Origin of the sequence: Micromonospora sp. NPDC050686, assembly GCF_040654475.1 — a bacterium.
Taxonomy (GTDB): domain Bacteria; phylum Actinomycetota; class Actinomycetes; order Mycobacteriales; family Micromonosporaceae; genus Micromonospora.
This window is the reverse complement of sequence record NZ_JBFAID010000012.1, coordinates 76,196-96,189: the sequence shown is the minus strand read 5'-3', so window position 1 is coordinate 96,189 and position 19,994 is coordinate 76,196. Positions and strand designations below refer to the sequence as shown.

Here is a 19,994-nt window from a genome sequence, read left to right as displayed (position 1 = left end):
CCGGAAAACGGCGCGGAGCCCGGGGCGGGACCGAAAGGTCCGCTGCCCCGGGCTCCGCGCCGGGTGTACGCGCCCGGATCAGCCGTTCGGCGACGGTTCCGGGGACGGGGCGGAACTGCCGCTCGGCGCCGGGCCCCCCGCCGCCTGCTGGGCCTGCTGGAAGGCGTTCATCGCGTCGTCCAGCGTCTTCAGCGCCCGGCCGTACCGCTCGAAGTCGCCGGACGTCTGCGCGGCCTTGACCTCGCCGATGGCCTGCTGCACCCGGTCGGCGGCGGCGGCCAGCTCACCGGTGAGCACCGGCGACTCGGTGCCGCCCGTGGTCGGTGGCGGCGTCCCGCCCGTGGTCGGCGGTGCGGTGCCGCCGCCGGTCGGCGGCGGGTTGTCGGCCTGCGCCTTCTTGCCCTGCTCGACCAGTTGCTTGATGCCGTCGGCGATGTTGTTGGCCAGCACCACGTACGAGCCGCCGTCGCCGTACGAGACGAGCACCCGCTGCAGCAGTGGGAAGGCGTCCTGGCTGTTGCTCTTCACGTAGACCGGCTCGACGTAGAGCATCCCGTTGGCGAACGGCAACGAGAGCAGGTTGCCGTACTGCACCTGGGCCTGGTTCGAGGAGAGCAGGTTGAGCTGCTGCCGGATGTCACCGATGTTGGTCATCTGCTGGTGCACCTGCACCGGCCCGCCGACCCGGGTCTGGTCCGGCAGCTCCAGCACCTCCAGCCTCGGCTTCCCGTCGACGTACGACCCGGAGATCAGCGCGGCGAGGTTCTGCCGGCCGTTCGGGGTGACCGCGGAGGTGAGCTGGAAGCGCGGCTCGTCCTGCTCGGGGAACTGGGTGAACAGGTAGTACGGCGGCTGCTTCTGGCCGCTGTCCGGGGCGTCCGGCACGTTCGGCACCTGCCAGAAGTCCTGGCCGGAGTAGAAGTCGCCGGGGTCGGTGACGTGGAACTTGGTGAGCAGGTTGCGCTGCACCTTGAACATGTCGGCCGGGTAGCGGAAGTGCTCCGCCAGCTCGGCCGGGGTGTCCGACTTCGGCAGCACCAGGTCCCCGCCGAAGGCCTTGTTCCAGGCCTTGAGCACCGGGTCGGTGTCGTCGAACTCGTAGAGCCGGACCGTGCCGTCGTACGCGTCGACGGTGGCCTTCACCGAGTTGCGCATGTAGTTGACGTTCTCCCGGGCCAGCTGGAAGGTGCCCCGGTTGGTCAGCTCGTCGGTGGTCTCGGACTGGAGGTTGATCCGCTCCGAGTAGGGGTAGGTCGCGGACGTGGTGTAGCCGTCGACGATCCACTGGACCCGGCCGTCCACCACCGCCGGGTACGGGTCGCCGTCGACCGTGAGGAACGGCGCGACCTTCTCCACCCGGTCCCGCGGGTTGCGCACGTACAGCAGCTTCGAGTTGTCGTTGACCGCCTCGGAGAGCAGGAAGTTCGACTCCTGCTCCTTGATCGCGAAGAGCAGCCGCCGGCTGAACGAGCCGACGTCGACGCCGCCGGCGCCGGTGTAGGTGTAGTACTGCTCGCCACCGGTCGAGGTGGGCCGGTCGAACTCGACGTTGCGCTCCCCGGCCTGTCCCACGATCGCGTAGTCGTCGGGACCCATCCGCTCGCCGTAGTAGATCCGCGGCTGCTTCGCCGGGATCTGGTCCGAGGACGACGCGCAGCCCTGGGCATCCTTGCCCGCGTCGCCGAGGAAGCCGGAGACGAAGTACGGCAGGCCGTTGCAGATCTGGTTGGCCGGGGCGGCGACCAGGCCGTAGCCGTGGGTGTAGACGGTGTGCTTGTTGATCCAGTTGCGCTGCTGGTCGGTCAGCTCGCCGTAGTTGATCTCACGGACGCCGACCACGTAGTCGGAGGTCTTGTCCGCCACCGTGTACCGGTCGATGTCCAGCTTCGGCCCGAAGTCGTAGAAACCGCGCACCTGCTGGAGCTGGGTGTACGTCTCCGAGACCAGCTGCGGGTCGAGCAGCCGGGCGTTGGCCACCACCGCGGTGTCGGTGGCCAGGCTGGCCGGTGGGACGAGGTTGTCCGCCGCGTACCCGGAGGTCTTGGTGCCGGTCAGGCCGAACGCGGCCCGGGTGGCCTCGATGCTGCGTTCGATGTACGGCGCCTCCTTGTCCCGGGCGCTCGGCTTGACCTCGAAGGTCTGCACCGCCCACGGGTAGATGCCGCCGATCGCCACCGCCGAGACACCGAGCAGGGCCAGCGAGATGCCGGGCCAGACCAGGTTCCGCATCACCGCGTTGGAGAACACGATGATCGCGATCGCCACCACGATCGAGATGTAGGCGAGGATCTCCTTGGCCGGCAGCAGCGCGTTGACGTCGGCGTAGCCGGCCCCGTAGAAGTTGCCACCCGCGTTGTACTCCAGCAGCATGGTGCGCCGGTCGAGCACGTACGCGATCGCCTTGAGCAGCACGAAGACGGCGACCAGGGAGCTCAGGTGGGCCCGGGCGGCGTTCGTCATCCGGTCCCCGACGCCCTGCAGGCGCACCCCGCCGAAGACGTAGTGCACGGCCAGCGCGCCGATCAGCGCGAGCACCACGGCGGTGAAGCCCACCCCGAGCAGGTAGCGCCAGAACGGCAACTGGAAGACGTAGAAGCCGACGTCGACCCCGAACTCGGGATCCTGCACCCCGAAGTTGCCGCCGTTGCGGAACAGCATCCACTGGCTCCACCGGCTCTGCGCGGAGAGCCCCGCGAACAGCCCGATGACCGCGGCGGCCAGCGCGATCCAGGTGCCCAGCCGCGGGCTGAGCAGCATCCGGTAGCGCTCCAGGGCGGCCTGCTCCAGGGAGTGCGGGTGCAGCTTGGGCCGCAGCCGGTGGGCCAGCCACAGGTTGCCCCCGACGACCAGCGCCACGGCGAGCCCGATCACCAGGAACAGCAGCAGCCGGGTGACCAGCACCCCGGTGAAGACCTCCGTGTACCGGACCTCGTCGAACCAGAGCCAGTCCGTCCACGCCTGCACCCCCCACCCGAGCAGGGTGAAGAGCAGGAAGACACCCACCAGGACACCGATGGTGACGCGCCCGCGCCGGCTCATCCTGGGCATGGGGCTGCTACGCATTACCACTGTTTGGCTCCGCACGCTCGATGTGATCGGCTTTGACCAGGCACCAAGAGTACGGGGTGTTCCTGAACACGACCGTCAAGGTCACGTCACGATCCCCGGAGGCGGCCGTCCCGGCCGGTCAGCACCGGGTCGGCTGGCCCCCGGCGCGCAGCGTGTCCAGCGCCTTCAGCGCCTCGTCCAGCGACCCCACCCGGAGCAACGGCAGATCGGGCTGGGGGTTGCGGACGGCCTCGGCGCAGTTGTCCGCCGGCACCAGGAACACCTTCGCCCCGGCCTCCTTGGCGCCGACCAGCTTCTGGGCGATGCCGCCGATCGGGCCGACCCGGCCCTCGTCGTCGATCGTGCCGGTGCCCGCGATGATCTTCCCGCCGGTGAGGTCCGCCGGCTCCAGCTTGTCGATGATGCCGAGGGCGAACATCAGCCCGGCGCTCGGCCCGCCGATGTCCCCGAGGTCGATGCTCAGCGTGAAGGGGTGCGGCTGCCGCTGGTCGATCTCGATCCCGATCCGCGGCCGGCCGTCCTGTTCTCGGCTGGTGACGTCGGCGCTGGCGGCGGCCCCACCGCGGGTGTAGCCGATCTTGAGTACGGTGCCGGCGGGCTTGGCCCGGATCAGCTCGGTCAGCTTCGCGGCGCTGGTCACCGGCTCCCCGTCGACCGCGCTGACCACGTCGCCGACCTTGAGCACGCCGGCCGCCGGCCCGCCCGGGACCACCGTCTTGACCGCCACCTGGACCGGGTAGCCCAGCCTGCGCAGGGCCGCCGTCTCCGCGCTGGTCTGCGACGCCTGGAAGTCCTCCGCGTTGCGCTTCTCGACCTCCTGCTGGGTCTCCCCCGGCGGGTACACCAGCTCGCGCGGCACCACCGCCTCGTCGGCGGAGAACCAGCCGGCCAGCGCCGACCGCAGCCGCACCGTGGGCTGCACGCCGACGGTGGTCAGCCGTAGCTGGCCGGCCGAGGTCGAGGTGGACCGCCCGGAGATCTGGATGACCTCCTTGCCGTTCTCGGTGCCGAGGGTGTTCACGGTCGGTCCCGGACCGAGCACGACGTACGGGATGGGCGCGCCGAGCACCCCGATGCTGAGCAGAGCGGTGAGCAGGGCACCGAGGAGGACGGTCACGCCGCGACGTCTCATGCGGCAGAGCGTACCGAGCGAGGTGGCCCCGCCCCGGGAGGACCGAAGCCGCCACTTCGCCCTCAGCGCAACGCCGACGCGGGCGACCTGGGGCGCGGCCCGCGTACCGTAGACGTCGTGCCTGATATTCCGTTCGGTTTCGCGCTCCCGGGTGGGCAGCCACCAGACCCCAACGATCCCGCGCAGATGCAGCAGTTCATGTCGCAGTTGCAGCACCTGCTCTCCGCGCCGGGCAGCGGGCCGGTCAACTGGGACCTGGCCCGGCAGGTGGCCGCCAGCCAGCTCGCCGCCGCCGGCGACCCGGCGGTGTCTCCGTACGAGCGGCACGCGGTGGAGGAGGCGCTGCGCCTGGCCGATCTCTGGCTGGAGCCGGCGTCGGCGTGGCCGACGGGCATCCGGACCTCGGTGGCCTGGAACCGCAACGAGTGGATCTACAAGACGCTGGACGTCTGGCGCAAGCTGTGCGACCCGGTGGCCAGCCGGATGGTGGGTGCCATGGGCGACCTGGTGCCGCCGGAGGCCCGCGCCCAGCTCGGCCCGATGCAGTCGATGGTCGCCACGCTGGGCGGCGCGCTCTTCGGCGGCCAGCTCGGGCAGGCCCTGGGCTCGCTCGCCGCGGAGGTGCTCTCCGCCGGCGACATCGGGCTGCCGCTCGGACCGGCCGGCACGGCCGCGCTGATCCCGGCCAACATCCGGGCGTACGGCGAGGGCCTGGAGCTGCCCGAGGACGAGGTACGCCTCTACGTCGCGCTGCGCGAGGCGGCGCACCAGCGGCTGTTCCAGCACGTCCCGTGGCTGCGCGGGCACGTGCTCACCGCGGTGGAGAACTACGCCTCGGGCATCCGGGTCAACCGGGAGGCGATCGAGGAGGCGATGGGCCGGGTCGACCCGACCGACCCGGAGTCCATGCAGGCGATCGCCCTGGAGGGCATCTTCACCCCCGAGGACACCCCGGCGCAGAAGGCGTCGCTGGCCCGGCTGGAGACCGTGCTCGCCCTGGTCGAGGGCTGGGTCTGCCACGTGGTGGACAACGCGGGGGGCGAGCGCCTACCCAACGTCGTACGCCTGGGCGAGGCGTTCCGGCGCCGCCGGGCCGCGGGCGGCCCGGCCGAGCAGACCTTCGCCGCCCTGGTCGGGCTGGAGCTGCGGCCGCGCCGGCTGCGCGAGGCGGCGGCGCTCTGGGCGGCGCTGACCGAGCACCGGGGGATCGCCGGCCGGGACGGCCTCTGGGACCACCCGGATCTGCTCCCCTCCGACGACGACTTCGCCGACCCGGTGGCGTTCGCGCAGTCCCAGCTCGACCTTGGTGAGCTGGACAGCTTCGACTTCACCGCGCCGGGCGGCCCGCCGGAGCAGGCGCCGGGCAGCCGGCAGGACGGGCCGGACGACGCCGAGGGTGGCCCGGCGCAGGCCTGACGTCCCGGCCAGTTCGTCGCCGTGGCCGCGCTCCGGCCCGGCTGCGCCGCTCGGCCCCGGCTCCGCGGCCCGGCTCCGGCACGCGGCCCTTTCGGGGCCCTGTGTCCCGGTCTGCCTTCGTGACCGGGTGGGACGGCCGAGCCATCCGTCGACGCCGGCCGGGCCACCCAGCTGGACCGAATCGAGCGTGATACCTCAGAGGCATATTGATGACTCTGAGGTATCACGCTCAATCGCATCTGTGCTCCCGAACGGCCGAGGCACGAACCGACAGGCGCGGTCCCCGCGGGCGAAGTGGCCGAGGCGCGGGTTGTCAGGTCGGGCGGGCGGAGAGCAGGGCGCGGGTCGCCTCCCAGCCCTCGAAGGCCGGGTCCAGGGTGGCCAGGTCGGCCGGCCCGCGCAGCCGGCGCCAGGCCGGGGTCACCGCCACGTCGCCGGGCCGTGGGGCCGCCGACCGGACGTCGGCCGGGACGGCGGTGTCCAGGTCCAGCGGCGGCAGCCAGTCGGGTACGGGCAGCCGGGCGGCGACGCCGAGCAGGCCCGGTCCGGTCCCCTCGGCCGGGGCCACCGCGACCGGTCTGGTGCTGAGCGGGCGGAGCAGCTTGCCGAGGGTCAGGCCCGGGACGTCCGGGGCGTCGGCGGCGACGACGGCCGCCTGGTCGTACCCGGTGAGCGTGGCGAGGACAGCGTCGACCGTCGGTGCCGGCACTTCGTACACCTCGGTGGCGGGCCAGACGACCGCGTCGGCGAGCCACCGGTCGGCCGCGGTCACCGCCACCGCGGTCTCCACCTCGTCCAGCGTCGCGAGCAGGTCCACCACGTCCTCGGCGAGCGCGGTGCGCCACCGGCGCGGGTCGATCCCCGGCGGCGTCCAGGGCACCGGGCCGAGCAACGCCACCACCACACGTCGGACCATGCCCCGACCCTAGGCCATGTGCCGCCGGTCACCACCGGGCTGTGCGGGGGCCCGGACGAGCGTCAGTCGCCCTCCGGCATGCCGGACGCCGCCGCGACGCCCTCCAGGTAGCCCCGGGCCCGCTCGGCCTTCGGGTACCGCCCGACCAGCGCCCAGAACCGGGCGTTGTGGCTGGGTACGATCAGGTGCGCCAGCTCGTGCACCAGCACGTAGTCGATGACCCATTCCGGCATGTCCTGCAGCCGGTGCGAGATCCGGATGGTCCGGTCGGCGGGGGTGCAGGAGCCCCACCGGCCGTTCTGGTTGCTCACCCACCGGACGCTGGCCGGTACGGCCTGCGGGCCGTGATCAGCGAGATAGAGCGAGATCAGCCGGGTGGCGCGGACGAGCAGCTCGGCGTCGGACCGGGCCAGCCGGCCTTCCCGCGCGGCGAGCCGGGCCAGCATCCGGTCGACCCACTCGGACTCCTCGGCCCGGGAGAACTGGTCGGGGATGAGCACGACCACCCGCTCGCCGTCCCGGTACGCGGACACTGTGCGTCGCCGACGCTGGCTGCGCCGTACCTCGACGACCGGCTTCCGCACCCCTGCCATGGCCGGGCGCTCAGCCTCGGTTTCCTGTCACGAAGGAAAGCTAATGCTTACTGACCAGGGATCCGCAAGGGTCAACCGCACGACATGCGCCCGGAAAATCACGGTTGGTTACCAAGAGTCCCGAAAAAAAGTCCTTGCGGACCCCTCGGGCGGGCCGGCGATCACCCTTCGTGGCGGCGCGACGGCCGACGACGGCTCGGCCGAACACGATAGGTGATCACCGGTGGCGGTCACGACCGAGGACCCACACGGGGTGATCTGAACGGCTTTACCCGGCGTGTCCCCGGCAAACTGCCTTATCCGGCCCAATCCGGCATGCACACTCTCGACGTCGACTTGCTCACAGTGTCGATGGACAGCTGACATGGAACCGCCCAGTCCTGGGTAGGGTCCGCCAACCAGCGGTCACGTGGGTGGCCGCGGAGAAGTCCAGCGTGGGGGTCCGGAGGGCGCCCATCGCCGGGCGCACCGCCGGGAAGGGATGACCGGCGGACGAGACGAGGAGGGCTACCGTGGCCGACCAGGCCCAGACGTACAACGGCTACTGCGTCAAGTGCAAGGAGAAGCGGGACTTCGAGGGGCACGTTGAGGTCTCGAAGACCGGGATGAACATGGCCAAGGGCAAGTGTCCGGTGTGCGGGACAACAGTGAACCGCATCCTGGGCAAGGCCAAGGTCTGATTCGACCGGGATCGAGGGACGGGGTGGCCGGCGGCCACCCCGTCCCTCGTTCCGTTCCTGGCCCGCCTCCGCGCCGTCGAGCACTGTCAGGTGCCCGACAGGGTTACCGGCCGGTTGTGGATATCGCCGCTTTTTCTGTGGACAACCCTGGATGCAGGGGCCCGCACCTGTGGACAACGAGGCACCGTCAGCACGGACGCGGTCACGATGCGGAGTCATGACGCGTAGCGCGCTTCCCCGCCCCACCCTGCTGCCGGGGCTCACCCGGCTCTGGCGCGACCGGCACACCCTCCAGCTCGGCCTGGAGCCCGGCCGGGCCGTCCTGCTGGAGGTGGCCAATCCCCGGTCGGCCCGCCTGCTGGAGCTGCTCGACGGCACCCGCAGCGAACGCAGCATCCTGAGCCACGCCGTGGCCGTCGACGTCCCCGCCGCCGAGGCGCGGACCCTGCTCGACGCGCTGCACGCCGCCGGGCTGGTCGTGCCCGCGCACACCCTGCTCCCCCGCGACCTGGCCGGCCCCGCCCGGGACCGGCTGGCCGGCGAGGCTGGCGCGCTCGCCCTGGCCGGGGCCGACCTGCCCGGCACCCCGGCCCAGCTGCTGCGCCGCCGCCGCGGCGCCCGGGTGGTGCTCACCGGCGCCGGCCGGCTCGGCGGTCCGCTCGCCGTCGCCCTGGCCCAGGCCGGGGTCGGCCACGTCGACGCCGACCTGGCCGGCCCGGTCCGCCCCGGCGACCTGGTCGGCACCGGCATCTCCGCCGCCGAGGTCGGTCGGCCGCTGGCCGCCGCGGTCCGCGACGCTGTCGGTCGCACCGCGCCGGGCACCGCCACCGGCCGGGTGGGGCGCGGCCGGGCCCAGTTGGTGGTGCAGCTCGGCAACGACCGGCCCGCCGCCCTACTCGCCGCCCGGTACGCCCAGCGCCGCCAGCCGCACCTGCTGCTCGGGCTCCGCGAGGGCGTACCCGTGGTCGGGCCCCTGGTGCGCCCGCCGGTCGGCCCCTGCCTGAACTGCCTGGACCTGCACCGCGTCGACCGGGACCCGGGCTGGCCGGCGCTCGCCGCCCAGCTCGCCGCCGCCGGTCCCGACGTCCAGGACTGCGCGGCGGCGACCCAGCTCGCCGCCGTCGCCTACGCCGCCGCGGAGGTGCTGGCCCACCTGGACGGCGGCAGCCCGGAGACGCTCGGCTGCGCGGTCCGGGTCGGCGCGGCCGGGCACTTCCGGCGCCGCACCTGGCCGCCGCATCCCTCCTGCGGGTGCTCCGGCCGCCGATGAGGGCCCGGCCCGGCTGCCGAGCAGCCGCGGAGGCCGCCCGTCGGTAACAATGGCCAGGTGACCGACATCCCGCGCCGGGCAGTGTCCCGGACCGCCAAACTCGCCGCTCTCCCGCTCGGCTTCGCCGGGCGGACCGTCCTCGGCATGGGCAAGCGGGTCACCGGCCTCGCCTCCGAGGTGATCTCGGCGGAGATCCAGCAGCGCACCGCCGAGCAGTTGTTCAGCGTGCTCGGCCAGCTCAAGGGCGGGGCGATGAAGTTCGGTCAGGCGCTGTCGGTCTTCGAGGCGGCGCTGCCGGAAGAGGTCGCCGCCCCCTACCGGCAGGCGTTGACCAAGCTCCAGGAGGCCGCGCCGCCGCTGCCCGTCGCGAGCGTGCACAAGGTGCTGGCCGAGCAACTCGGGCCGGACTGGCGGGACCGGTTCGTCGAGTTCGACGACACCCCGGCCGCGGCGGCCAGCATCGGCCAGGTGCACCGCGCGGTCTGGCGGGACCCGGGGTACGGCCCGAACGGCGCCCCGAACCACCGGGACGTCGCGGTGAAGATCCAGTACCCGGGCGCCGGCGAGGCCCTGCTCGCCGACCTGAAGCAGCTCTCCCGGCTCGGCGGGATGTTCCGCGCGATCCAGCCCGGGCTGGACGTCAAGCCGCTCCTGGCCGAGTTGCGCGAGCGGATCACCGAGGAGCTCGACTACGAGCTGGAGGCGGAGTCGCAGCGCGCCTTCGCCGCCGCGTACGCCGACGATCCGGACATTTTCATCCCGGAGGTGCTCGACTCCTCGCCCCGGGTGCTGATCACCGAATGGATCGAGGGCACCCCGCTGTCGGAGATCATCCGGGCCGGCACCGAGGAGCAGCGCGACGAGGCGGGCCGGCTGATGGCCGAGCTGCACCTCTCCGCCCCCATGCGGGCCGGGCTGCTGCACGCCGACCCGCACCCGGGCAACTTCCGGCTGCTCCCGGACGGCCGGCTCGGGGTGATCGACTTCGGCGCGGTCGCCCGGATGCCCGAGGGCACCCCCGAGCCGATCGGCCGGCTCGCCGGGCTGGCCCTGCGCGGGGACGCGGACGCGGTGGTGGCCGGGCTGCGCGACGAGGGGTTCCTCAGCAGCACCGAGCCGATCGACGCGCAGGCGCTGCTGGCGTACATCCAGCCGATGCTCGCGCCGGTGGCCGAGGAGGAGTTCCGGTTCACCCGGGCCTGGCTGCGCGGCGAGGCGACCCGGCTGGCCAGCCCCCGGTCGCCCGCGTACCAGCTGAGCCGGCAGCTCAACCTGCCCCCGTCGTACCTGCTGATCCACCGGGTGACGCTGGGCTCGATCGGGGTGCTGTGCCAGCTGGAGGCGAAGGCGCCGTACCGGGCGATCCTGGAGCGCTGGCTGCCCGGCTTCGCCCCGGTGGGCTGAGCACCGCCGGGCCACGCGCCGGCCACGGGCTCACCGCCGGCGGGAGAGACACCGCGGGGGCGGTGGCCGTCCGGCCACCGCCCCCGTCGTGATCGTGGATCGAATTACAGAACGCCCAGTTCGCGGGCCGACTGGCGCCGGCTCTTCATCGCGACGGTACGGGCGGAACGGGCTGCCTCAGTGCTCGTGGTGGTACGACCGGCCTGAGGCCGGCGCATTCGAGCCCGGGACAACGCTTCGTTGAGTAGTTGCATCTCGGTTCCGTTCGGCAGGTGCAGCATCGTTTCGGCTTTCTCTCGGCCGGTGGTACCACCGGCGGGGGACGTACGGATCGGGAAGTTGTCAGGCCGCCAGCCGGACCGTGTGACGCGCCTCGGACAGCCCACTGGCCGCCAGTCGCGCCTCGGCCTCGACCCGGAGCTGAGCGTCGCGGGCGACGTCCTCCTTGCGCGGACGGCCACGGGGCCGCTTGCGCGGGACGACCGCGCCACGCTCGAAGATCTCGCCACCCCAGACGCCCCAGGGCTCGGCCCGCTCCACCGCGCCGGCGAGGCACTCGACGCGCAGCGGGCAGTCCCCGCAGAGCGACTTGGCCAGCTCGAGCTCGGCAGGCGAGTCGGAGAACCACAGGTCGGGGTCGAACTTCCGGCAGGGCAGGTTCGCCTCCACCTCGACGGCTACGTCGAGCGGGGCCAACGCCAGACTCATCGCCCGGTCACCTCTCTCTCACTTCGATCTCGTGGATCGCTTTCCGACGTACTTCGGCACTACGTGCGGGCAAAAAACTGAGGCCGCGGATCCCGGTATGCGGGTTCCGCGGCCTCGAGGTGAGCCGGTGGTCTGGTGGTCAGACCGGTCTACCTCGAGGTGGAACGCCGCGGACATCCGTGCGCTTCTTGGCGCCGATGCCCATGCCCGTGAAGCCACTGGTCCCCTCGATCTCCGCGAGCGGTGCGACGGTCAGGTTCAGCTCGGCCTGAACCGGGACCTGGTGCACCTGCGGAGCCGACGGTCGAGTGGCGTGGGCCACCCGGACAGCCGACAGCGGAACGACGGCAGCCGGCATCGCCGCCAGACGCTCATAGGTGAAGATCTCCACGGGTGCCACCTCCCTCTCGTTCCTCATGCCGATCATGGGCTCAGCCCCCGTGAGCAGCCGGAATGGCGCCGCTCGCGAGGTGTGTCCTGAGGCTATTCCTCGTCCGCGGGGGAGGGCAAACGATTTACGGCTGGATTTCGAAACTTTTCTGTGAGCAGACGTCGTCGACGGTCGCGCCCCTGACCAAGGCCAGGACCGACTCGCCGTAAAGGCCGAGTTTGCGGGGGCCGATCCCGGCGATCGCGATCAGGTCCTCGACCCGGCCGGGCCGCCGCTCGGCCAGCGCGGTCAGCGTGGCGTCGGTGAAGACCACGTACGACGGCACCTTCTGTGCGCCGGCCACCCGGACCCGCCACTCCCGCAGCCGCTCGTACAGCTCCTCGTCCAGGTCGGACGGGCAGGTCGGGCAGCGGCCCAGCTTGCGGTCCGGGCCGGCGAGCAGGGTGGCGCCGCAGATCCGGCAGGAGATCACCCGGTTGCGGCGGGCCTCCCCGCCGGCCCGCCGGGCCGCCGCCGCGCCGCCGGCCCGCTCGGCGCCGCCGGAGCGGTCCAGCTGGGGCAGGAAGCGGCTGGGCCGCCGGGCCCGCCCGCCCGGGGACCGGGCCGTGGCGTACGACAGCCAGAGCCACTGCCGGGCGCGGGTCACCCCGACGTAGAGCAGCCGGCGTTCCTCCTCCACCTGCTCGACGGTGCGCGCGTACGTGGTGGGCAGGGTGCCCTCGGAGAGCCCGACCAGGAAGACCGCGTCCCACTCCAGCCCCTTGGCGGAGTGCAGCGAGGCCAGGGTCACCCCGTCCACGGTCGGCACGTGCTGCTGGGCGGCCCGCCGGGCCAGCTCCTCGTTGAAGTCGGCCAGCGTCACTGGTCGCTCGATCGCGGCGGCCTCCCCGATGAGCGTCACCTCACCGGTCGCGGCGTACTCCTCGGCGAGCTGGACCAGCGCGGCCAGGGCCTCCCAGCGCTCCCGGGCGGCGCCGCCCGGCGGCGGGGCGTCCGGCGCCCAGCCGACCGCGGCCAGCGCCTCCCGCACCGCGACCGGCGGCGGGGTCTCGCCGGGGATCGAGCGGGTGGCCGCGCGCAGCGCCACCATCGCCTGGCGCACCTCGACCCGCTCGAAGAAGCGCTCGGCGCCCTGTACCAGGTACGGCACCTCGGCCTCGGTGAGCGCCTTCTCGTACGCCTCGGACTGCGCGTTGGTGCGGAACAGCACGGCGATCTCCCGGGCCGGCGTGCCCGCGTCGATCATGGCCCGGCAGCGGGCCGCCACCGCCGCCGCCTCGGCCGGCTCGTCAGTGAAGATCCGCAGGTCCGGCTCCGGGCCGGCCGGCCGCTGGCCGACCAGTTCCAACCGCAACCGCGCCTCGGTGCCCCGGGCCTGGGAGATCACCGCGTTGGCCAGCCCCACCACCTGGGGCGTGGAGCGGTAGTCGCGGACCAGCCGGACCACGGTGGCGGTGCGGTACCGGCGCGGGAAGTCGACCAGGTACGACGAGCTGGCGCCGGTGAACGAGTAGATGGTCTGGCTGGCGTCGCCTACCACGGTGAGGTCGTCCCGCCCACCCAGCCACGCCTCCAGCAGCCGCTGCTGGAGCGGGTTGACGTCCTGGTACTCGTCGACGACGAGGTGCCGGTACTGGCCGCGTACCTGCTCGGCGACGTCGGGGTGCTCCTCGATCCCCCAGACCGCGGCCCGCAGCATGTCCTCGAAGTCGATCACACCGTTGGCGCGCTTGGTCCGCTCGTACGCGGCGAAGACCTCGGCCACCTTGGCCGGCTCGTGCGGGGTGTCGCGCAGCGCCTTGGCCGCGGCCACCACGTACTCCCCAGGCTCGACCAGCGACGACTTGGCCCACTCGATCTCACCGGCCAGGTCCCGGGCGGCGGCCCGGTCGGCGCGCAGGCCGACCTTGGCGGCGGCGAGGGTGACCAGCCGGACCTTGCTGTCCAGCAGCTCGGGCATGGCCCGCCCCTCCAGCAGCCGGGGGGCGAAGTAGCGGACCTGGCGCAGTGCCGCGGCGTGGAACGTGCGCGCCTGCACCCCGGGCACCCCGAAGCCGGTGAGCCGGCTGCGCAGCTCGGCCGCGGCGCGGGCGGTGAAGGTCACCGCGAGCACGTGCCGGGCGGAGATCTCCCCGCTCAGCGCCCGGTACGCGATCCGGGAGGTCACCGCCCGGGTCTTGCCGGTGCCGGCCCCGGCCAGCACGCAGACCGGGCCGGCGGGGGCGGTGACCGCGGAGCGCTGCTCCGGATCCAGCCCGGCCAGCACCCGCTCCGCCGCTGAGTGAACCACCACAGCCAGGAATCATCTCAGCTTCGACCGACGTTGCAGTGGTTAGCCTGGCCTGACCGGACCGGGCGCGAGCCACTTGGAGGGCCTGAGCATGTTGACGATGTATTCCACCCCCTGGTGCGGCTACTGCCACCGGCTCAAGTCGCAGCTGGACCGAGAGGGCATCGGGTACGAGGTGGTCGACATCGAGCAGGACCCGAAGGCCGCCGAGTTCGTGATGAGCGTGAACGGCGGCAACCAGACGGTGCCGACGCTGCGCTTCGCCGACGGCAGCGCCCTGACCAACCCCTCGATCAAGCAGGTCAAGGACCACCTCACCACGATCGCCTGACCCGGCATCGCCGCGGTTGATCATGGAGTTGGCGGGGTCCGTCGCGGCGGGCCGCACCGCCGACTCCATGATCGACCGCCACGGCGGCGGGCCGGCGAGGGGACGGGATCGGGAGTCGGGTCGGGGTGGCGGGCGGTGCGCCGGGTGGGGCGGACAGCCGGCGGCCGTGCCAGAGGTAGCCGCCGGCGGCCGTGGTGATCAGCCCGACCAGCACGAAGAGCAGCCGGTAGTCGAGCACCCCGACGAGCAGGGCGCCCGCCCCGATCGAGATCGCCTGCGGGCCGCTGACCAGCGCCTCCGAGGCGGCGGCGACCCGGCCGAGCAGTCCGGGCGGGGTACGCCGCTGCACCAGCGTGTTCAACCCCACCATGATCAGCGGTAGGGAGAGGCCGGCCAGCAGCAGCGCCGCGAAGCCGAGCCAGAGGTGCGGGTACGCCAGGGCCAGCGCCGCCGGGCCGAAGAGGGTCACCCCGGCCGCGAGCGCGCCCAGCTCGCCGACCCGACGCACCACGGTGGGTGAGAGCAGCCCGCCGATCAGCCCACCGATGCCCTGCACGGTCACCAGCACGCCGACGAACGCCGCGTCGCGGCGCAGCCCCAGGTCGACGTACGCGAAGATCAGCGACTCGCTGAACCCCATCACCAGCGAGCCCAGGCCGTACCCGATCAGGGCCCGGCGCAGCGCCGGCTCGCCGGCCAGATGGCGCAGCCCGGCGCCCAGTTCGGCCGGCCAGCGCAGCGCGGCGGCCGACGGTGGCGTCTCGGCCGCCCGCAGGGCGCCGACCACCGTGCCGGCCGTCAGGAAGCCGGTCATCGCCAGGGCGACCAGCAGCCAGCCGCCGACGGCCGCGTAGAGCGCGGCGCCGGCGAGCGGCCCGACCAACCGCAGTCCCTGCCGGACGGTCTGCAGCACGCCGTTCGCGTCGGCCAGCAGCTCGACCGGCACCAGTTGCCGGACCAGTCCGCTGAGCGCGGCGCTGAGCGTGATGTAGGACAGTCCGTACAGGCCGGCGACCACGTAGATCACCCAGACGTCCGCTCGGTCGCGGACCGCGAAGAGCGGGGTGAGCAGCACCGCCGTGGTGAGGTTCGCGACCACGAAGAACGGCCGGCGGGGGTACCGGTCGACCACCCAGCCGACGAGCGGGGCCAGCACCATCGGCGCGATGATCGCGAAGATGGTGGCACCGGCCAGCCCGTCCGATCCGGTCAGGTCCTTCACCCAGATCGCCAAGGCGAGCAGCAGGATCGACTCGGCGGCCATGCTGGCCAGCACGGCCGCGAAGAGCAGGCGGAAGTCGGGGCGGCGCAGGACGGTGCGCATGGGTCCCTCCTCTTTTCTTCGAGACACGCCCCTTGCCGGAACCTCCGGCGCCGGTCGCGACGTCCATACTGACCGTGGGGGGCGAATTTCATACAGTTACCGTCGCGTCGGCGGCGGTCGACGGAGAAGAGGACGAAGTGCCTCCTGCCGTACCCAGCCCGATCCTGCGACGTCGCCGGTTGGGCACCGAACTACGCCGTCTCCGCGAGCTCGCCGGCCTGACCGGGGATCAGGTCATCGAGCGGATCGGCTGGGCCTCCGCGTCCAAGCTGTCCCGACTGGAGAACGGCCGCAGCCGGCCGGACCCGGAGGACGTGCGGATCCTGCTCGACCTGTACGGGGTGGACGCCGAGTCCCGCGACGAGCTGCTCGGCATCACCCAGGAGGCCGGGGACATGCGGGGGTGGCTGCTGAAGAACTACCCGGTGATGACCCAGCAGCAGCGCGGCTGGGCCGAGCTGGAGGCGGGCTGCGCCGCCATCTCGGAATACAACCCGGTCCTGGTGCCCGGCCTGTTGCAGACCCCCGGGTACGCCCGGCTGCGGATCCTCTCGGCCCGCCAGGTCGACGAGCGGGCCGGTGACCCGGAGCCGGTCGAGGACGCCGACACCGAGGTACGCGCCCGGCTCGCCCGGCAGTCGCTGCTCACCCGCCCCGACGCGCCGCGGTACACCGCGGTGCTGGAGGAGGCGGCCCTGGGACACCGGGCCGGCTCGCCGGAGGTGCTGCGCGAGCAGCTCGCCCACCTCTGCGAGCTGGCCATGCTGCCGAACGTCACGCTGCACCTGCTGCACCGGGACACCCGGATCGCCGACTGCTACCTGCCGCCGACCGCGTTCTCGCTGTACCGGTTCGCCGATCCGCAGGATCCGGAGACGCTGGCGATCGAAGGCGGCTTCACCGACGTCATGTCAACCGAGGTAAACACCTTAAATCGCTATAAAGTGGTGTTCGAGTGGCTATGCTCGGCGGCGCTCCCCGAGACGGACACCGTCACCTGGCTCTTCGAGGCCGCGGGGCGGCTCTCCGACGCGGCGGCTCCGTCCACGGTGGCGTACGGATCGGCAACGGCGCCGGTCCAGCGCCGCCCTTCCGGGCGCCTGACGGACCGGTGATCCCGGCCCCGTCGTGGCGTGCCGGGCCACTCGTTCCCCATCGGAGCAGTGTCACCATCAGGAGCAGAACCATGAACGAGATCGGCCGCACGTCCGCCCTCGCCCGCGAACTCGCCAGCGCGCCCTGGCGCACCAGCACCAGAAGCCAGACCTCGAACTGCGTGGAGGTCGCCCCGCTGCGCACCGGACCGGCCGCGGTCGCCCTCCGCGACAGCAAGGACCGCGGGGGCCCGGTGCTGCTGTTCAACCGGGCCGGCTGGCTCGGTTTCATCACCGGGGCGAAGAACGGACAGTTCGATCTGAACTGATCCCCCGACCGGGACGGGGCCGTCGGCGTGACGCCGGCGGCCCCGTCGGCGTCTTCGGCCGACGACCCCGTTGAGCAGGCGTCATCCGATCGGACGACGGCTCGCACCAATAGGCGCGTTTCACTTGCTGGGACGACCTCGCGGCGTAACATGACGCAAGAGTGACGTGGAAGTTCCAGCGGGTATTCGTTCGTCGCGGTTCATCGGGAGACACCCATGCGGTTCCTGATCGTACGCACCGACATCCGCGCCGCCGCCGACGGTGAGATCGCGGCAGCCTGGGCCGGCGGCGGCCGGCTGCGCGACGAGAGGGCCACGCCGGAGGCCCGCCGGCAGGTGGTGCACGCCGAGGACCGCGAGGCCGCGCTGGTGCTGGCCCGGGCGCTCGCCACGGTGGGCGCGGTCCGCTGCGGCCGGCAGCGGGTCAAGGTGCTCGCCCTCGACGAGGTGCCCCACGGCCTGTACCGGGAAGGCGGCTGACCTCATCGGACGTCCGTCGTGGCCGGCTCCCCCGCCGTGTTCCTCGCCCGCCGCGCCACGACGGCCCCCGGTCCCGGCCCGTGACCGTCGCGGCAACGGCGGTCCGGGCCGGGACCTCGTACGGCACCGGGCGGGCCGGTCCTGGCCGGCATCGTCGCCGACGCGCCGGCGACCAGGGTCAGTGCCCGCCGTCCAACCAGCCGTCCAGCCAGCGGTGGATCAGGAACAGCGCGATCGACGCCGGCGGCGGGAGCACCAGCAGCTCACCGTCGCCGGTGTCCACGTCCCGGCCCGCCAGCGCCGCTCCGATCTCGCGCCGGGTGAACCAGCGGGCGTGGGCGATCTCCACCGGGTCGACCCGTACCGGGGCGTCGGCGTCCGCCCGGGCCAGGAAGCCCAGCATCAGCGAGCCCGGGAACGGCCAGGCCTGGCTGCCCGCGTACGCGATGCCCTCGACCGCGACGCCGACCTCCTCGCGCACCTCGCGCAGCACCGCCGCCTCCGCCGACTCCCCCGGCTCGACGTACCCGGCGAGGCAGGAGTAGCGCCGCCGGCCCGGCACGCCCGGCCAGGCGGCGTTGTTGCCGAGCAGGCAGCGCCCGTCCGGGCCGGCCCCGCCGTCGTGCACCAGCACGATCATCGCCGGATCGGTACGCGGCCAGGCCCGGTCCCCGGCCGGGTCGATCCGCGACCAGCCGGCCTCGTCCACCTGCGTCGGCCGGCCGGACCCGGCCGAGTAGCCGTGCCGAAGATGCCAGTTCAGCAGGGCGAGCGCGGTGGTGAAGATGCCGGCGTCCCGGTCGGTCAGCAGGTGGCCGACGTCGCGCAGGTGCACCGCTCGGGCGCCGGGCAGCTCGGGCAGCGGGCCGTCCACCGCGAAGACCGGCACCCCGTCCGGCTCGACGCCGAGGAACATCGGCACCGAGCGGGGCACCTCGGGCAGCTCGCCCGAGCCGAGCAGCACCAGCTCCGGTGGGGCGGCCGCGCCACGAACCAGGGCTCGGCCCTCGGCGGTCGAGTCCAGCACCAGCACCCGGGCCCGTTCCCAGGCCTCGGCCAGCCACTGGGGGTCGGTACGGCGGTGCGCGGCCCGGTCCAGGGTGGACCGGGCCAGCGGTGGCACCGACTCGCCGCTCACGACCCGGCCGCCACCCGCCGCACCGGGGTCAACGCGGCCAACTGCCCCTCGACGCGCTCGGCGTCGCCGAGCACCACGGTCACCGCCCCGGCCGGGGCCAGGTAGCGGGCCGCCGCCGCGGCGACGTCGTCCACGGTCGCCTTCGCCAACCGGGCCGCGTGCTCGGCCAGGAAGTCCAGGCGCAGCCCGTTGCCCGCGTACGCGCTGGTCAGCGACGCGAGGCCGGCCTGGGTGGACATGCCGAGCTGGAGCGTGCCGAGCGCGTACTGCCGGGCCTGCTCCAGCTCGTCCGGCTTCGGCGGCAGGCAGGCCAGCCGGCCCAGCTCGTACCTGGTCTCCAGCAGCGCCGGGCCGGTCACCTCGGTGGCCACCTCGGCGGCGGCGACCAGCACCGAACCGGCCACCGAATGCTCGATCCCCGAGTGCGGCCCGTACGTGTAGCCCTTGTCCTCGCGGATATTCTCCGTCCAGCGGGAGGAGAAGTAGCCGCCGAAGAGCAGGTTCGCCAGTTGCAGCGCGGCGTGGTCGGGATGGGTGCGGGGCACCGCCGGCAGGGCGACGCGCAGCGACGACTGCACCGCGCCGGGCCGGTCCACCAGCAGCAACGGGCCGGCCTCCAGCGGCGGCGCGGGTGGCAGCTCGGCCTCCTGCCCCGGCCCGGTCCAGCCCGCGAGGGCCTGCTCGGCGGCCTCCACGGCGCGGTCCGGCTGCACGTCGCCGACCAGCACCAGCACCGCGCCGGCCGGGTGCACCCGCTCGGCGTGCAGCCGGCGCAGGGCGGCCGGGCGGACCGCCCGGACCTGGTCCGGCTCGGGGGTCTGCACGGCGTACGGGTGCCGGCCGTAGATCCGCTTCAGCAGCGCCGTCCGGGCCAGGTGGGCCGGCTGGCTCTGGGCGACCTGGATCCGGTCGACCAGCCGCTCCCGCTCGGTCTGCACCCAGTCGGCCGGGTAGGCCGCCCCGGTGAGCACGTCGGCCAGGATCTCCAGCATCCGGTCCAGCCCGGTGACCAGGCTCGCCCCGGAGAGCATCAGCCGGTCCGGGTCGATGCCGGCGGAGAGCCCGCCGCCGACCTTCTGCAGCTCGGCGGCGATCTGGGTGGCGCTGTGGGTCGCCGTTCCGGACAGGATGGTCTGCGCGAGCGTGGCGCCACGGGCCAGGTGTGCCTGACCGAAGGGCATCCAGAGCCGCAGCTCCACCAGGGGGACCGCCGGCCGGCGTACGGCGATCACGGTGAGCCCGTTGTCGAGCGTCCGCTCGGCCTGCTTCGGCACCTTCAGCTGCCGGGTCGGGCCGAGCGCCGGCAGCGCCCGGGTATCCGTCTGAACGGTTGCCGTCACTGAACCGTCTTCCGTTCGCGACTGCGGGGCTCGCAAAACCGGCTCACTCCTCGCGCTCACCGAGCCTCCTTCATTCGCGACTGCGGGGC

At 73.2% G+C, this 19,994-nt stretch carries 18 protein-coding genes; 8 read left to right on the top strand and 10 right to left on the bottom strand.

The genetic code is table 11. The features are described from left to right. Positions 1-78: 78 nt before the first annotated feature. Positions 79-3,063: a UPF0182 family protein gene (locus tag AB0H57_RS11785; protein WP_357505303.1), complete on the bottom strand. Its 2,985-nt coding sequence runs from the start codon at positions 3,061-3,063 to the stop codon at positions 79-81. Between the two features lie 124 nt (positions 3,064-3,187). After that, a complete protein-coding gene (locus AB0H57_RS11780) occupies positions 3,188-4,201 on the bottom strand; it encodes a PDZ domain-containing protein (RefSeq protein ID WP_357505301.1) in 1,014 nt (337 codons plus the stop codon). Between the two features lie 186 nt (positions 4,202-4,387). Between AB0H57_RS11780 and AB0H57_RS11775 the strand changes: the two genes are divergently transcribed. Then, positions 4,388-5,617, top strand: a complete 1,230-nt coding sequence (locus AB0H57_RS11775; RefSeq protein WP_357505372.1) for a zinc-dependent metalloprotease — start codon at positions 4,388-4,390, stop codon at positions 5,615-5,617. Between the two features lie 313 nt (positions 5,618-5,930). Here the strand turns inward: AB0H57_RS11775 and AB0H57_RS11770 are convergent, their stop codons facing one another. Both AB0H57_RS11770 and AB0H57_RS11765 read right to left on the bottom strand, forming a co-directional pair. Continuing rightward, positions 5,931-6,533: a hypothetical protein gene (locus AB0H57_RS11770; RefSeq protein WP_357505299.1), complete on the bottom strand. Its 603-nt coding sequence runs from the start codon at positions 6,531-6,533 to the stop codon at positions 5,931-5,933. A 62-nt stretch (positions 6,534-6,595) separates the two neighbouring features. Next, positions 6,596-7,126, bottom strand: a complete 531-nt coding sequence (locus tag AB0H57_RS11765; RefSeq protein ID WP_357505297.1) for a M48 family metallopeptidase — start codon at positions 7,124-7,126, stop codon at positions 6,596-6,598. A 512-nt stretch (positions 7,127-7,638) separates the two neighbouring features. Here AB0H57_RS11765 and AB0H57_RS11760 point away from each other — a divergent pair. The 3 genes from AB0H57_RS11760 (at position 7,639) to AB0H57_RS11750 (ending at position 10,480) form a co-directional block, all read left to right on the top strand. Next, entirely contained in the window at positions 7,639-7,806 is a 168-nt protein-coding gene (locus tag AB0H57_RS11760; RefSeq protein WP_007464795.1) for a DUF5679 domain-containing protein, read from the top strand. A gap of 217 nt (positions 7,807-8,023) precedes the next feature. Next, positions 8,024-9,076, top strand: a complete 1,053-nt coding sequence (locus AB0H57_RS11755; RefSeq protein ID WP_357505295.1) for a hypothetical protein — start codon at positions 8,024-8,026, stop codon at positions 9,074-9,076. Between the two features lie 57 nt (positions 9,077-9,133). Continuing rightward, positions 9,134-10,480 (top strand): AarF/ABC1/UbiB kinase family protein, encoded by a 1,347-nt coding sequence (locus tag AB0H57_RS11750; protein WP_357505293.1) that lies wholly within the window; start codon positions 9,134-9,136, stop codon positions 10,478-10,480. A gap of 342 nt (positions 10,481-10,822) precedes the next feature. Here AB0H57_RS11750 and AB0H57_RS11745 read toward each other — a convergent pair whose 3' ends face one another. From AB0H57_RS11745 to AB0H57_RS11735, 3 genes are all read right to left on the bottom strand, one after another. Then, complete coding sequence (locus AB0H57_RS11745; protein WP_357505291.1) at positions 10,823-11,188, bottom strand: WhiB family transcriptional regulator; 366 nt, start codon at positions 11,186-11,188, stop codon at positions 10,823-10,825. A 139-nt stretch (positions 11,189-11,327) separates the two neighbouring features. Then, positions 11,328-11,579: a hypothetical protein gene (locus AB0H57_RS11740; RefSeq protein WP_357505289.1), complete on the bottom strand. Its 252-nt coding sequence runs from the start codon at positions 11,577-11,579 to the stop codon at positions 11,328-11,330. Between the two features lie 124 nt (positions 11,580-11,703). Further along, positions 11,704-13,872 carry an ATP-dependent DNA helicase UvrD2 gene (locus tag AB0H57_RS11735; protein WP_357505287.1) on the bottom strand — a complete coding sequence of 723 codons (2,169 nt, stop codon included), beginning with the start codon at positions 13,870-13,872 and terminating at the stop codon, positions 11,704-11,706. An 88-nt stretch (positions 13,873-13,960) separates the two neighbouring features. Between AB0H57_RS11735 and AB0H57_RS11730 the strand changes: the two genes are divergently transcribed. Next, entirely contained in the window at positions 13,961-14,200 is a 240-nt protein-coding gene (locus AB0H57_RS11730) for a mycoredoxin (RefSeq protein WP_357505285.1), read from the top strand. On the opposite strand, the gene AB0H57_RS11725 is transcribed toward AB0H57_RS11730, so the two are convergent. Beyond that, complete coding sequence (locus tag AB0H57_RS11725; RefSeq protein ID WP_357505283.1) at positions 14,184-15,524, bottom strand: MFS transporter; 1,341 nt, start codon at positions 15,522-15,524, stop codon at positions 14,184-14,186. The two genes, AB0H57_RS11730 and AB0H57_RS11725, sit on opposite strands and share 17 nt — an antisense overlap. Before the next feature lie 137 nt (positions 15,525-15,661). On the opposite strand from AB0H57_RS11725, the gene AB0H57_RS11720 reads away from it, so the two are divergent. The 3 genes from AB0H57_RS11720 to AB0H57_RS11710 all read left to right on the top strand — a co-directional run bounded on the left by AB0H57_RS11720 (position 15,662) and on the right by AB0H57_RS11710 (position 17,427). Then, positions 15,662-16,639, top strand: coding sequence for a helix-turn-helix transcriptional regulator (locus tag AB0H57_RS11720; RefSeq protein ID WP_357505281.1), 978 nt, complete (start codon positions 15,662-15,664; stop codon positions 16,637-16,639). 71 nt (positions 16,640-16,710) lie between these two features. Then, positions 16,711-16,947, top strand: coding sequence for a DUF397 domain-containing protein (locus tag AB0H57_RS11715; protein ID WP_357505279.1), 237 nt, complete (start codon positions 16,711-16,713; stop codon positions 16,945-16,947). A 216-nt stretch (positions 16,948-17,163) separates the two neighbouring features. After that, positions 17,164-17,427 carry a hypothetical protein gene (locus AB0H57_RS11710; protein ID WP_357505277.1) on the top strand — a complete coding sequence of 88 codons (264 nt, stop codon included), beginning with the start codon at positions 17,164-17,166 and terminating at the stop codon, positions 17,425-17,427. A gap of 178 nt (positions 17,428-17,605) precedes the next feature. Here AB0H57_RS11710 and nudC read toward each other — a convergent pair whose 3' ends face one another. Together nudC and AB0H57_RS11700 are read right to left on the bottom strand one after the other, a co-directional pair. Further along, the gene (gene nudC / locus AB0H57_RS11705; protein WP_357505275.1) at positions 17,606-18,565 is read right to left on the bottom strand and encodes an NAD(+) diphosphatase; all 960 of its coding nucleotides are present in this window, start codon (positions 18,563-18,565) and stop codon (positions 17,606-17,608) included. Beyond that, positions 18,562-19,905, bottom strand: coding sequence for a pitrilysin family protein (locus AB0H57_RS11700; RefSeq protein WP_357505273.1), 1,344 nt, complete (start codon positions 19,903-19,905; stop codon positions 18,562-18,564). The genes nudC and AB0H57_RS11700 overlap by 4 nt, the downstream gene beginning before the upstream one ends. Between the last annotated feature and the right edge of the window lie 89 nt (positions 19,906-19,994).

Bases quoted from the DNA above. Each gene is read 5' to 3' on its own strand.
- AB0H57_RS11785 (WP_357505303.1), bottom strand. From the start codon at position 3,063: ATGCGTAGCAGCCCCATGCCCAGGATGAGCCGGCGCGGGCGCGTCACC.
- AB0H57_RS11780 (WP_357505301.1), bottom strand. From the start codon at position 4,201: ATGAGACGTCGCGGCGTGACCGTCCTCCTCGGTGCCCTGCTCACCGCT.
- AB0H57_RS11775 (WP_357505372.1), top strand. From the start codon at position 4,388: ATGCAGCAGTTCATGTCGCAGTTGCAGCACCTGCTCTCCGCGCCGGGC.
- AB0H57_RS11770 (WP_357505299.1), bottom strand. From the start codon at position 6,533: ATGGTCCGACGTGTGGTGGTGGCGTTGCTCGGCCCGGTGCCCTGGACG.
- AB0H57_RS11765 (WP_357505297.1), bottom strand. From the start codon at position 7,126: ATGGCAGGGGTGCGGAAGCCGGTCGTCGAGGTACGGCGCAGCCAGCGT.
- AB0H57_RS11755 (WP_357505295.1), top strand. From the start codon at position 8,024: ATGACGCGTAGCGCGCTTCCCCGCCCCACCCTGCTGCCGGGGCTCACC.
- AB0H57_RS11745 (WP_357505291.1), bottom strand. From the start codon at position 11,188: ATGAGTCTGGCGTTGGCCCCGCTCGACGTAGCCGTCGAGGTGGAGGCG.
- AB0H57_RS11730 (WP_357505285.1), top strand. From the start codon at position 13,961: ATGTTGACGATGTATTCCACCCCCTGGTGCGGCTACTGCCACCGGCTC.
- AB0H57_RS11725 (WP_357505283.1), bottom strand. From the start codon at position 15,524: ATGCGCACCGTCCTGCGCCGCCCCGACTTCCGCCTGCTCTTCGCGGCC.
- AB0H57_RS11715 (WP_357505279.1), top strand. From the start codon at position 16,711: ATGAACGAGATCGGCCGCACGTCCGCCCTCGCCCGCGAACTCGCCAGC.
- AB0H57_RS11710 (WP_357505277.1), top strand. From the start codon at position 17,164: ATGCGGTTCCTGATCGTACGCACCGACATCCGCGCCGCCGCCGACGGT.